Here is a 12785-nt window from a genome sequence, read left to right on the forward strand (position 1 = left end):
TGGAGTTCAGGATCGCGCGGCCAATACGGACGAGGCGTCATCCGAAGGCACGAGTAGCCTGCGCCCCGCGCCTCGTCTAGAATCCGGGTTGTCTTCCAGCCCCCAAGGTAGTTCCCGATGTCATTCGCCGAGCAACTCGCCCGCCTGCAAGTCTTTCTTGATGCAGATGACCTGCACGAGGAAGCACTGGATTACATCGCCGCCCATGGCTACCTAACAGCGCTGTGCATCTGCTCCGAACAGGTGCCCGAGCGTGAATGGATCGACGCGCTGTTCTCCGAACCACCCAAGTACAAGGACGACACCGAGCGCGAAGCCATCGAGGCCACGCTGGTTCAGCTCAAGGCACATATTGCTCGCCAGCTGGCCAGTGACGAGGACATGGAACTGCCGTGCGAACTGGACCTGGGTGAAGAGCCGGACGAATCCGATCTGCGCGGTTGGTGCATCGGCTTCATGGAAGGCGTGTTCATGCGCGAGGCGATCTGGTTCGAGGACTCCGAAGAGGAAGTCAGCGAGCTGCTGCTGCCGATCATGGTCGGTTCGGGCCTGTTCGACGAGCAACCGGAATTCGCCGATATCGCCGACAACCCCGAGCTGGTCGACGAAATGGTGGCGCAGATCCCTGAGCTACTGACGGCCCTCTACCTGATCTGCCATGCCCCTGAGGAAAAGCCGGCCCTGCTCAAGCCGCGTCGCCACTGACCGGCTGCGACGTGGCCAAGCGTCAAGGTGAGCGTCACGCTCACCTGCAACGGTGCGACTGCCGGAGCGCAGTCGCCGGCGCGTCGCCCCATTGCCGGACCTGTCCCGCTGGCTAGCACCACAGGAGGGAAAGGCATTGTTCTGCACATTTCGATGCCCATCGCGAATATCTGACGACGCTGACGTGAGCCAGCCGAGCACAGATCGCAGCGAATCGAAGAACCGGGCTGACTAGTACCATGGCCCATCGCGATATCCGGCAGCATCGCAACCCTCTGATCCGATCGATCCTGCTCGGCGTCGGCTGGCTGGCCGTTGTGCTGGGCGTCGTCGGCATCTTCCTGCCCGTCCTGCCGACCACGCCATTCCTGCTGCTGGCCGCGGCCTGTTTCGTGCGTAGCTCGCAACGTTTCTATGACTGGCTGGTAGGCCACCCACGGCTCGGTCCGTGGTTTCGTGACTACCTGGATGGGAACGGTATTCCGCTCAAGGGCAAGGTATACGCCATCGCCACCATGTGGATAAGCATCGGCATATCCTGCTGGCTGGTGCCACTGATGTGGGCCCGCATCGGGATGCTGCTGAGCGCGACGCTGGTGACGCTTTACATCCTCAGGCAGAAGACATTGCCGGTCAGCAATGACACTGGTGTCAGGTAAATCAGCTCCGCACGCAATAGCGCTTTCGCTCGCATACCTTTAGGTGTCGGCATGATTACGCTGATATACCTCCCGCCCCATTGCATCGATCTGGCCCTCGATCAAGGCGTCGAACGGACAGAGCAACCCATCGAATCGGCTGGGGCTTTCCAGTAGGTTAAGTGCCGTAACGATTGCTTCGATTGTCGACAACGCGCCGGGCATTGGCGCTTTGCGCAAGCGGTAGCGGGAGCTCAGCCCTTCTGGCAGCGCAACCCGCGGCAACTCAGCCAACCATGGATTGACGTGAAGGATCTTGCGCGCCTTTCGCCAGGTCCCATCCGGCACGATCAGGCGCACTGGTTGGGCGGCATCGGCCAGACTCCCTAGCGGTATGGCATCTTCGCCGGGAAATAACAGGTAGCTCGGCCGTGCAGCATCGCAATCGTCCTCGAAGCGCTCGCCCACCCGCAGCTCTGCGTTGCACAGCCCCAAGACGGCCAGGCGCGCCGTATTGAGCGCATGATTCGCTTCACTGGAATGCTGGAGGATGAGCACCTGGGTACGGCTATCCAGCGCTGGTATCAGCGCGCAAAGGCACAGGGAAGACGGGCGCTGGCAGCGTGAGCATCGTGGACGGGACATGGTTCACCTCGGCGGCGGAGTCTGCCATAACGGCCACTGCTCTGCAGAGCGACTATGCTTGCGACGTCCCCGCATGAGGAGCAGGCATGATCACCGTCCACCACTTGAACCACTCCCGCTCGCACCGCGTCCTGTGGCTGCTGGAAGAACTGGAACTGCTTTACGAGCTGAAGCGTTACCCGCGCGACCCGAAGACCATGCTCGCGCCAGCAGAGCTGAAAGCCGTACACCCACTGGGCAAGTCTCCGGTGATCACTGACGACGACCTGACGCTGGCCGAATCGGCAGCCATCCTCGAATACCTGCTGGAACGCTATGGCAACGGACGCCTGATGCCGCAGGGCGGCACTCCGGAATACCGTCGTTTTCGCTACTGGATGCACTACGCAGAAGGCTCTGCGATGCCCCCACTGCTACTGCGGCTGGTATTCGACCGCGTCGCCAATGGGCCGATGCCGTTCTTTGTTCGCCCCATCGCACGCGCAATCGCCAAGGGCGCTAACAGCGCCTTCATCGGGCCACAACTGAAGACCCATCTCGATTACATGGAAGCGGAACTGGAGAAGTCCGACTGGTTTGCAGGCAACACGTTCAGCGCAGCGGATATACAGATGAGCTTCCCGCTGGAAGCTGCCCGTGCCAGAGCCGGCCTGGACGAGAGTCGCCCACGCCTGATGGATTTTTTGCAGCGGATACAGCAGCGGCCCGCTTACAAACGAGCCGTGGAGCGCGGAGGACCCGCTTTGCCCGCCGCGTAGACGCTACCAGACTCAGCGGCGGCGGCGATCCTGCTCGCGCTGGGCGCGTACCGGGATGGGTTGCATACGAGGCGGCTCGATCAAACCAAGAGCGACCGCCAACTTCCAGAACATCTCGTTGAGCCTTGCTTTCATGGTCACACCCTCCTGCGAAATAACGGGCTACATCGGAGCCATGCGGGCTTCGTGGACAGCATAATTCAACTTAGGCTCCGACGCTCGTGCGCTTTGCAAACGCAAGCCCCGAATGGAACGCCGCTTTGTTACGGCGCTTTACAACTGCGACCGAGGCGGGGCTGAGGCGTTCAAACGAATGCACCGCCGGTCTTCAGTTGCGATCGGCCTTGCGTCGATAAGGAAATACATCGATCACCTTGCCGCCGCTGATGGCGTCCTGCAGCCCTTTCCAATAATCAGCATCGTAGAGCTCGCCATGCAAGCTGGCGAAAAGCCGGCGCTGACCATGGTCGGCGAATAGAAATCGCGGGAATTCCTCTGGAAACACATCGTTCGGCCCCACCGAATACCAGGGCTCGGACGCCATTTCATCCTCGGGATAGCGCGGCGGCGGAATATGACGGAAATTCACTTCGGTGAGAAAGCTGATCTCGTCATAGTCGTAGAACACCACCCGACCATGGCGGGTGACGCCGAAGTTCTTCAGCAGCATGTCGCCGGGAAAGATATTGGCCGCTGCCAGCTGTTTGATCGCCAGCCCGTAGTCTTCCAGCACCTCGCGCACCTGCTCGTCACTGGCATGCTCGAGGTAGAGATTCAGCGGCGTCATGCGGCGCTCGGTCCAGCAGTGGCGCACCAGTACGGTATCGCCCTGCACCTCGACCGTTGATGGCGCCACCTCCAGCAGTTCGGCCAGACATTGCGGTTCGAATTTCGCCTTGGGAAAACGGAAATCTGCGAACTCCTGAGTGTCGGCCATACGCCCTACCCGATCGACGCTCTTCACCAGGCGATACTTCTCGATCACCGTGGCTCGGTTGACGCTCTTGATCGGCGAAAAGCGGTCCTTGATCAGCTTGAACACCGTATTGAAGCCCGGCAGCGTGAATACCGTCATCACCATGCCACGAACGCCGGGCGCCATGACGAAGCGATCGTCGGTATTGGCCAGGTGATCGATCAGCGCACGATAGAACTCCGACTTGCCGTGTTTGTAGAAGCCAATCGAGGTGTACAGCTCGGCGATGTGCTTGCCGGGCAGGATGCGCTTGAGAAAGCCGACGAACTCCGCCGGAATCGGAACCTCGACCATGAAATACGAGCGGGTGAAGGAGAAGATGATAGACACCTCCGCCTCGTCGGTGATCAGCGCGTCGGCAATGATGCCTTCACCCTCGCGGTGCAGCAGCGGAATGACCAGCGGCCACTGTTCGTCGCGGGTGAATATGCGCCCGAGCAGGTATGCCCCCTTGTTGCGATAGAGCACCGAGACGAACAGCTCCACAGTCAACTCGGGGTCCTTGCAGACCCAGTCGGGCAGGGTCTCGTGCAACTGTGCCTGCAGGCGCCGCAGGTCTCCTGGCAAGTCGCAGTACGGCACCGCGAATGCGTAATCGCCAAGGATCTGTTCAAGCATCCCGCTCAAGTCGCCGTTGGGCTGGTAGGTACGGGTTTGCGCCAACCGTTCATGAGCGCGCACCGCCGGCCGCGTGGTATGGATGAACATGGTGCCGTCGCTGATGCAGTCATGGCTGAACAGCCCACAGAAGATCGAGTTGTACCAGGTCTCCGAGAGCTCGTCGTCGAAGCGTGGGTTGATCAACTCGATGTAGGCACTTTTGATCTGCGGCCAGGACTCGACCTGAAGCAGGTCGGCGTGATCGAAACCGGCCAGCAGGCCGCGCCGGGTTTCACCAACCTTCTCTTCGTAGAGATTGATCCGCGCCGCGGACGCGCGCTGCGCTTCCTGCCATTGCGCCTGCTCGAAGCGCGCCCGCGCGCCTTCGGTAATCAGACGAAATTGCTCTCGGTAATCGTCGAAGCCGAGGAGAATCTGCCGCGCGATTTCCGCGGCCAGTTCGTGCTGCACCATGATGCACCCACTGCCGGACATGAAGGTTCGCCGAGCTTAGCAGCCCGCTGTTTGAAAGTCGGTTTCGGATTGCCAGTTGCGCAAAGGGCGACAACACTTGCAGCTCCCTTCCGGTGGAGCCGCCTCATGCGCCCGCTCGACATGTTCCGCCTGCTTGCTCTCGCCGCCATCTGGGGCGCAAGTTTTCTTTTTCTACGCATCATTGCACCGGTGCTCGGCACCTTTCCCACGGCGTTCTTTCGAGTACTGCTGGCAACCGCAGGGCTGCTGGTCATCCTGCTGTTGCTGCGCACGCGCTGGGATTTTCGCGGCAAGCTGGGGTTGTGCCTTGTGCTGGGCGTGATCAATTCCGGCTTGCCGTTCGCGCTGTATTCGGTGGCCGCGCAGCTGGTGCCGGCTGGCTATTCGGCGATCTTCAACGCCACCACGCCGATGATGGGCGTACTGATCGGCGCCCTGTTCTTCGCCGAGGAGTTGACGCTCGCCAAGATTATCGGCGTGTTCAGCGGACTCGGGGGCGTCGCATTGCTGATGCGAATCGGGCCGGTGCCATTCGACACGGAGCTGCTGCTCGGCGCACTGGCATGCCTGGGCGCCACCGCCTGTTATGGCTTCGGCGGCTTTCTCACCCGCCGCTGGATCAACCAGGGCGAAGGCCTGGACAGCGAAGTGGTCGCGTTCGGCAGCCAGCTAGGCGCGGCACTGTGCCTGTTGCCATTGTTCGGACTGTCGTTACTGAATGCGCCGCCGGTGAGCTGGGGCGATTCAACGGTCTGGCTGAGTCTGCTGGGCCTGGGGCTGGTCTGTACGGCGTTCGCCTACATCCTCTACTTCCGTCTGCTGGCGGATATCGGACCGGTCAAGACGCTGACGGTGACCTTCCTGATCCCACCGTTTGGGGTCTTGTGGGGTGTGATCTTTCTTGATGAGCCGCTTTCCTGGGCTTACGTCCAGGGCGGTGCGCTGATCGCCCTGGCGCTGTGGCTGATTCTGCGCCAGGCGCCAACCGCTCGCCCTGCGGCGCAGTTACGACGCAGCTGAACTACTCAGCTGCGTCATCCTGCGTCACGGCACCAGTTCCTGCTCGCTGAACATGTCGGTGAACAGCATGCTGGACAGGTAGCGCTCGCCGGAATCCGGCAGGATCACCACGATGTTCTTGCCCTGCATTTCCGGACGCTCGGCCAGACGGACCGCCGCAGCCATCGCCGCACCACAGGAAATACCGCAAAGAATGCCCTCTTCGCGCATCAGCCGCAGCGCCATCTGCTTGGCCTCCTCGTCGTCGACCAGCTCGACCTGATCGACCATAGACAGGTCGAGGTTCTTCGGCACGAAGCCTGCGCCGATCCCCTGGATCTTGTGCGGGCTGGGTTTGACCTCGTCACCCGCCAAGGTCTGGCTGATCACCGGCGAGCTGGTCGGCTCCACGGCGACGCTGAGGATCTGCTTGCCCTTGGTGTTCTTGATGTAGCGCGAAACACCGGTAATGGTGCCGCCCGTCCCGACGCCGGCGACCAGCACGTCGATGCTGCCGTCGGTGTCGTTCCAGATTTCCGGGCCGGTGGTCTTTTCATGGATCGCCGGGTTGGACGGGTTCTCGAACTGCTGCGGCATGTAGTACTGCTCGGGGTCCGAAGCCGCGATTTCGGCGGCCTTCTCGATCGCCCCCTTCATGCCCTTCGCCGGCTCGGTAAGTACCAGCTCGGCACCGAGTGCCTTGAGCACCTTGCGCCGCTCCAGGCTCATCGACGCTGGCATCGTAAGCATCAGTTTGTAGCCGCGCGCCGCGGCGACGAAGGCCAGACCGATTCCGGTATTGCCGGAGGTCGGCTCGACCAGCGTCATGCCGGGCTTGATCCGGCCGCTGTCTTCGGCATCCCAGATCATCCCGGCACCGATTCGGCACTTGACGGAGTAGGCTGGGTTCCGGCCTTCGATCTTGGCCATGATGCTGACGCCCTTGGGGCCAAGGCGGTTGATCATGACCAGCGGAGTGTTGCCGATGGAGCGTGCGTTGTCTGCGAATATGCGACTCATGGGAATGCCCTGTCCGAGGTGTGCCAGACCAATCAGCCTATGCGCAGTCCAGGCGTCAGTCCAGCCGAACTCACGGCGGAAACCTGGGGTCCATCGTCAACACGCCCACATCCGCGGAATGCCATGACCCGTCGCCTGATTCCCCTGTGGATCCTCCTCGCACTCGGCCTGCTGCTGATCGTGCTGCACCTCGCCCTGCCCCATCTGGTGCGTAATTATCTGAACGAAAAGATGGCCGACATGGGCGACTATCAGGGCCATGTCGAAGACGTCGATCTGGCTTGGTGGCGTGGGGCTTATCGCGTCGAAGGGCTGCTGATCGAGAAGAAGGACAAGCGCGTACAGGCGCCACTGCTGAAGGCGCCAGGTATTGATATCGCCATCAGCTGGGACGCAATCCTGCGGCACCGCGAGATCGTCGGTGAGGTGATCTTCGAACAACCGCACCTGAACTTCGTCGATGGCGGCGACAGCGGCGATTCCCAAAGCGGCGAAGGAGTCGATTGGCGCGACCAGCTCGATGCCCTGATACCGATCACGCTGAACGAGATTCGCGTCGTCGATGGACAGCTGTCCTTTCGCAATTTCTCTTCTGACCCCCAGGTCCACGTCTACGCGAGCGACATCCAGGCGAGCCTGTATAACCTAACCAACACCGATGATGCCGATGGTACCCGCACGGCAGCGTTCGAGGGCACCGGCAAGCTGTTCGACCAGGCGCCGATCGAGGCGACGGCCAGCTTCGACCCGTTTACCGACTGGGAAGACTTCGAGGTCAATCTGCGCGTCACCGAGGTGCCGCTAAAGCAGCTGAACGACCTCAGTCGCGCCTATGCCAACTTCGATTTCGCCGGCGGGACGGGTGATCTCGTCCTCGAAGTGCAGGCCACCGACAGTCAACTCGACGGCTACATCAAGCCGTTGCTGCGCAACGTGGATATCTTCGATTACGAACAGGACGTGGCAAACGAGGACAAGGGCTTCTTCCGCGGCCTCTGGGAGGCCGTGGTTGGCGGCGGACAGGAGGTGCTGGAAAACCAGCGCAAGGATCAGTTCGCGACCCGTGTCGAGCTGTCCGGCACCACCCGCGAAACCGACGTGAGCCCATTCCAGGCCTTCGTCGCGATACTGCGCAACGCCTTCGTCGAAGCCTTCTCGGCTCGATTCGAACGATCCCTGGGCGAGGATGAGTGACCAAGCAGCGTCACCAGAAGCGCACGTGCAGCCATTCAGTGACTGAATGATGCTCTCGCGTTCACACTCAAGCGAGCTTCCCTTATAGTCCCCTCCTGACTACAACGAGCGCCTGCGTGCCAGGCCCGCCGAAGGAATCCGCAATGAAATTCGAAGGCACCCAGTCCTACGTCGCCACCGACGACCTGAAACTCGCAGTCAACGCAGCCATCACCCTGCAGCGCCCGTTGCTGGTCAAGGGCGAACCCGGCACCGGCAAGACCATGCTGGCCGAGCAGCTGGCCGAATCCTTAGATGCCAAACTCATCACCTGGCACATCAAGTCCACCACCAAGGCACATCAGGGCCTCTACGAATACGATGCGGTAAGCCGCCTGCGCGACTCCCAGCTGGGCGTGGACAAGGTCCATGACGTCCGCAACTACATCAAGAAAGGCAAGCTGTGGGAGGCCTTCGAGAGCGAGGAGCGGGTCATCCTGCTGATCGACGAAATCGACAAGGCCGACATCGAGTTCCCCAACGACCTGTTGCAGGAACTCGACAAGATGGAGTTCTACGTCTACGAGACCAACGAAACCATCAAGGCGACCCAACGGCCGATCATCATCATCACCTCGAACAACGAGAAGGAGCTGCCTGACGCCTTCCTCCGCCGTTGCTTCTTCCACTACATCGCCTTCCCGGACCGGGAAACGCTGCAGCGCATCGTCGATGTGCACTACCCCGACATCAAGAAGGATCTGGTCAGCGAGGCGCTGGACGTGTTCTTCGACGTGCGCAAAGTGCCAGGGCTGAAGAAGAAGCCCTCGACCTCAGAGCTGGTCGACTGGCTGAAGCTGCTGATGGCCGACAACATCGGCGAGGCAGTGCTGCGCGAGCGCGACCCGACCCGCGCCATCCCGCCGCTGGCTGGTGCTCTGGTGAAGAACGAGCAGGACGTGATGCTGCTGGAGCGTCTAGCCTTCATGAGTCGGCGCGCCAACAGCCGCTGATCTGTGCCGGCTTCGGTGGCGCCGGTCGCGCACTCACTGGAGGAACAAACCATGCAAACGCATACCGGTAGTTGCCTGTGCGGCGTCGTGCGCTATCGCATCGACGCCCCCATCGACGAGTTGACCCACTGCCACTGCAAGATGTGCCGCAAGGCCCATGGCGCCGCCTTCGCCAGCTACGCGAGCGTGCCACTGGACGCCCTGCACTTCATGTCGGGCAAGGATCAGCTGGGCGTTTACCACTCCTCCGAACATGTGACGCGCACCTTCTGCATCCGCTGCGGCTCCAATCTGCTGTTCGTCGACAACCGCGAGCATGAGGTCGGCGTCGCTGCCGGGACCCTCGATTCACCGCTGCCGGCACCGCCGCAATCGCACATCTTCGTCGACTCCAAGGCGGCGTGGTACGAGATTCACGACGCACTGCCCCAACACAACGGCGACAGCCCCCGCTGAGCGCCCCGAACATTGCGCACTATCCACGGTGCGTCAGAGGTTTTCTGCCATGCTGCTTGGCCTGTTCAATGAGATGCGCGCTGCCAAGGTGCCGGTATCGGTGCGCGAACTGCTGGACCTGATCGATGCGCTCAAGCACCGCGTCGTGTTCTCCGACATGGACGAGTTCTATTTCCTGGCACGCACGGTGATGGTCAAGGACGAGCGCCACTTCGACAAATTCGACCGGGCCTTCGGTGCCTATTTCAAAGGTCTGGAAAATCTCGATCAGCATCTCGAGGCGCTGATCCCCGAAGACTGGCTGCGCAAGGAGTTCGAGCGCAGCCTGACGGACGAGGAACGAGCGCAGATCCAGTCCCTAGGCGGCCTGGACAAGCTGATCGAAGAGTTCAAGAAGCGTCTCGAGGAACAGAAGGAACGCCACGCCGGCGGCAACAAGTGGATCGGCACCGGCGGCACCAGCCCGTTCGGGTCGGGCGGCTACAACCCCGAAGGCATCCGCATCGGCGACGCCGGCAAGCGCCAGGGCAAGGCGGTGAAGGTCTGGGACCAGCGCGAGTACAAGAACCTCGACGACCAGGTCGAGCTCGGTACGCGCAACATCAAGATCGCCCTGCGCCGCCTGCGCAAGTTCGCCCGCCAGGGCGCGGCGGACGAGCTGGATATCGACGGCACCATCGACCATACCGCGCGAGATGCCGGCCTGCTCAACATCCAGATGCGCCCGGAGCGGCGCAATGCGGTGAAGCTGCTGATCCTGTTCGACATCGGCGGCTCGATGGACGCCCACGTGAAGGTCTGCGAAGAGCTGTTCTCGGCCTGCAAGACCGAATTCAAGCACCTCGAGTACTTTTACTTCCACAACTTCATTTACGAGTCGGTCTGGAAGAACAATTTCCGCCGCACTTCGGAACGTACGTCGACCCTGGACGTGCTGCACAAGTGCGGCGCGGACTACAAGGTGTTGTTCGTCGGTGACGCGGCGATGGCACCCTATGAGGTCACCCAGCCCGGCGGTAGCGTCGAGCACTGGAACGAGGAAGCCGGCTACGTCTGGATGCAGCGCTTCATGGAAAAGTACAAGAAGCTCATCTGGATCAACCCCTACCCAAAGGACACCTGGGGCTACACCACGTCCACCGGCATCATCCGCGAGCTGGTGGAGGACCGCATGTATCCGCTGACGCTGAGCGGGCTCGAAGACGGGATGAAGTTTCTGGCGAAGTGAGTTGATCCGTCCGTTCGCCAGCCGCTACCTGAGCCGCAACTAGGCCAGGCAATCGGCAATGCAACCCTCAAGTCACGAGCGAAAGGCTCGGTAGCGGCGCCGCGAGCGAAACGGAAAGCTTGCCGCCAGCAGCAGGCTCTCCACCAGCCAGGCTAGCAACAGTGCGCAACTCAGCCCCCAGGCAATGGCTTCGGGCGCCAGCAGGACCTGGAAGCGATAGCTGCTCCATACCTGCTCGCGCAGACTGCGCTCGGCGCCGAGCAGTACGTGAATGGCGCGTGCGTACCACGGTCGCTGCATCGCCTGCCACTCGCGCTCGAGCAGGCGGGCCCGCGCCACCAGATGCTCGACGCTTTGAGCGTCGTTCTGGAAAACCGGGTCGTCGCTATCTCGATAATGCTGCACTAGCGCATCCAGATCGCCGCTGAAGAAGCGCCTCGCTGTGTCCTGAAAGCCGTGCAAACCCTGCTCGGCCTCAAGTCGCCTCGCCTCGACGTGCTTGGCATAGGCATCGATGAAACCCGGCACCTGTACGCCCACCAGCAAGCCGAACGCAAACAGGGTCAGGCGCAGATAACTTCTCAGCATGCCGCCACCTTGCCCTGCGCGACGCATTCCCCCTGCTGCCAGAGGCTCCATTGACCGGGCTCGTGCAGGGTCCATTGCTCGTTATTGGTTAGCGGTTCGGTCGCCAGCACGGTGACGACATCGTCGGGGGTGGTTTCGGCATGGAAGTTCACCGTCAGCTCGGCGTCTCTGAGTTGAGCAGGGCCGAACGGGGCGCGCCGGGTGATTTCCGCAAGCTTGGTGCTGCAGAAGCTGAACAACCATTCACCGTTGCTCAGCAGGCAATTGAACACGCCCTTGCGGCGATACTCGTTGCAGGCGCCGAGCAACACGGGCAGCAGGCTCTGCGGGTCGCAACGGTCAGGGAAATCCAGTCGGATGCGGTTCAGCAGGTCGCAGAAGGCGCGCTCGCTATCGGTGTCGCCGACCGGGCGATAGATGCCCTTGCCGGGCTCAAAGTCCGAAAGCTGGCCATTGTGCGCGAAGCACCAGTGCTGTCCCCAGAGTTCGCGGACAAAGGGGTGGGTATTGACCAGGGAAACCTTGCCGACATTAGCGTGGCGGATGTGGCCGATCACCACTTCGCTCTTGATCAGGTAGCGCTGCACCATCTTCGCCACCTCGGATTCGCAGCTGGCGACGGGGTCCTGAAACAACCGCAAGCCGCGCCCCTCATAGAAGGCGATACCCCAGCCATCCTTGTGTGGGCCGGTCTTGCCGCCCCGCTGCATCAGACCGGTGAAGCTGAAAACGATATCGGTTGGAACATTGGCGCTCATGCCCAGCAGCTCGCACATGCGTCATCTCCGCTCGGTGTCTGTGAATCGCTCGACTAGAGCCTGGGTTCGGTGCGCATCCGCCCGCGTGACGGGGTGTAGTCCAGCTCGTCATCGCTGTCATCTTCCATGCGTTCGCGCAGCGTCCGGCTGTCCTCGGCTTCGTCCGCAGTGTCGCGGCGGCGTCGATACTTTCGCTCGATCGGCCAGCGTATGGCGACGAGCAGCAGATACAGGCCGAATGCGATCAGCCCGTACATGGCCAGATCCGCCACGGCGCGCCAGGCGTTGTTGCCCACCTGGAAGATCATGTCCATGGCGGTAATGGCCACCGCCGGCGCGAAGAGTTCCTTCGCCGGGTCGACGATGGTCGGCGTGAACAGCAACACAGCCGCGATCAGTCGTAGCGGCTCGCGCAACCAGCGCCACATTCCGCGCGTCACCCGGAACCAAAACAGCAGGCATCCCAGCGCGGCTATCCCGTAGAGAGCCCAGGCGAGCGAGTAATCGGAGTCTAACATCAGCATGGTGTTTTCTCGGTGACAGCCGTTCACAACTGCCAGCGGCGGCTGGCGGGGCAACAGGGCGCATTCAGCGTCGCCACGGGCATGCTATGCGTCGCAGCGACAAGGGCGGCCATGATAGCAGCCTGTGTCCCTCAGCCGTCATCGGTGGTGACAACAAGCCACTGGCGAAGGCCGAGGCAAGGTCGTATAAACCTCTTAAACGAGGGGTT

At 61.6% G+C, this 12785-nt stretch carries 15 protein-coding genes; 8 read left to right on the forward strand and 7 right to left on the reverse strand.

The features are described 5' to 3' along the window. Positions 1–117 precede the first annotated feature (117 nt). Both RT582_RS07965 and RT582_RS07970 read left to right on the forward strand, forming a co-directional pair. Positions 118–705, forward strand: a complete 588-nt coding sequence (locus tag RT582_RS07965; RefSeq protein WP_023445117.1) for a UPF0149 family protein — start codon at positions 118–120, stop codon at positions 703–705. A 239-nt stretch (positions 706–944) separates the two neighbouring features. Next, positions 945–1364 carry a YbaN family protein gene (locus RT582_RS07970; protein ID WP_313477081.1) on the forward strand — a complete coding sequence of 140 codons (420 nt, stop codon included), beginning with the start codon at positions 945–947 and terminating at the stop codon, positions 1362–1364. 39 nt (positions 1365–1403) lie between these two features. Here the strand turns inward: RT582_RS07970 and RT582_RS07975 are convergent, their stop codons facing one another. Next, positions 1404–1988 (reverse strand): tRNA-uridine aminocarboxypropyltransferase, encoded by a 585-nt coding sequence (locus tag RT582_RS07975; RefSeq protein ID WP_313477082.1) that lies wholly within the window; start codon positions 1986–1988, stop codon positions 1404–1406. A gap of 86 nt (positions 1989–2074) precedes the next feature. Between RT582_RS07975 and RT582_RS07980 the strand changes: the two genes are divergently transcribed. Continuing rightward, positions 2075–2746 (forward strand): glutathione S-transferase, encoded by a 672-nt coding sequence (locus RT582_RS07980; protein ID WP_230697773.1) that lies wholly within the window; start codon positions 2075–2077, stop codon positions 2744–2746. Positions 2747–2758: 12 nt separating this feature from the next. Here the strand turns inward: RT582_RS07980 and RT582_RS07985 are convergent, their stop codons facing one another. Further along, the gene (locus tag RT582_RS07985) at positions 2759–2881 is read right to left on the reverse strand and encodes a PA1414 family protein (RefSeq protein ID WP_313477083.1); all 123 of its coding nucleotides are present in this window, start codon (positions 2879–2881) and stop codon (positions 2759–2761) included. A gap of 193 nt (positions 2882–3074) precedes the next feature. Next, a complete protein-coding gene (gene aceK, locus RT582_RS07990; protein ID WP_313477122.1) occupies positions 3075–4796 on the reverse strand; it encodes a bifunctional isocitrate dehydrogenase kinase/phosphatase in 1722 nt (573 codons plus the stop codon). Positions 4797–4922: 126 nt separating this feature from the next. On the opposite strand from aceK, the gene RT582_RS07995 reads away from it, so the two are divergent. Then, a complete protein-coding gene (locus RT582_RS07995; protein ID WP_313477084.1) occupies positions 4923–5837 on the forward strand; it encodes a DMT family transporter in 915 nt (304 codons plus the stop codon). A gap of 24 nt (positions 5838–5861) precedes the next feature. Here RT582_RS07995 and cysK read toward each other — a convergent pair whose 3' ends face one another. Continuing rightward, positions 5862–6836, reverse strand: a complete 975-nt coding sequence (gene cysK / locus RT582_RS08000; protein WP_313477085.1) for a cysteine synthase A — start codon at positions 6834–6836, stop codon at positions 5862–5864. Positions 6837–6959: 123 nt separating this feature from the next. Between cysK and RT582_RS08005 the strand changes: the two genes are divergently transcribed. From RT582_RS08005 to RT582_RS08020, 4 genes are all read left to right on the forward strand, one after another. Continuing rightward, a complete protein-coding gene (locus RT582_RS08005) occupies positions 6960–8030 on the forward strand; it encodes a DUF748 domain-containing protein (protein WP_313477086.1) in 1071 nt (356 codons plus the stop codon). Positions 8031–8173: 143 nt separating this feature from the next. Next, a complete protein-coding gene (locus RT582_RS08010) occupies positions 8174–9022 on the forward strand; it encodes an AAA family ATPase (protein ID WP_313477087.1) in 849 nt (282 codons plus the stop codon). 51 nt (positions 9023–9073) lie between these two features. Further along, entirely contained in the window at positions 9074–9478 is a 405-nt protein-coding gene (locus RT582_RS08015) for a GFA family protein (RefSeq protein WP_014820775.1), read from the forward strand. A gap of 49 nt (positions 9479–9527) precedes the next feature. After that, a complete protein-coding gene (locus RT582_RS08020) occupies positions 9528–10706 on the forward strand; it encodes a vWA domain-containing protein (RefSeq protein WP_313477088.1) in 1179 nt (392 codons plus the stop codon). Between the two features lie 72 nt (positions 10707–10778). On the opposite strand, the gene RT582_RS08025 is transcribed toward RT582_RS08020, so the two are convergent. From RT582_RS08025 to RT582_RS08035, 3 genes are read right to left on the reverse strand one after another with little or no spacing between them, the layout of a single operon-like run. Continuing rightward, on the reverse strand, positions 10779–11294 hold the full coding sequence (locus tag RT582_RS08025; protein ID WP_041014581.1) for a DUF2937 family protein: 516 nt from the start codon (positions 11292–11294) through the stop codon (positions 10779–10781). Further along, a complete protein-coding gene (locus RT582_RS08030) occupies positions 11288–12070 on the reverse strand; it encodes a class II glutamine amidotransferase (RefSeq protein WP_023445104.1) in 783 nt (260 codons plus the stop codon). Before RT582_RS08030 ends, RT582_RS08025 begins: the two co-directional genes overlap by 7 nt. A 35-nt stretch (positions 12071–12105) precedes the next feature. Beyond that, on the reverse strand, positions 12106–12576 hold the full coding sequence (locus RT582_RS08035; protein ID WP_313477089.1) for an MFS transporter: 471 nt from the start codon (positions 12574–12576) through the stop codon (positions 12106–12108). Positions 12577–12785 lie beyond the last annotated feature (209 nt).

This window comes from Stutzerimonas kunmingensis (assembly GCF_032106285.1).
Lineage (GTDB): Bacteria > Pseudomonadota > Gammaproteobacteria > Pseudomonadales > Pseudomonadaceae > Stutzerimonas > Stutzerimonas kunmingensis_B.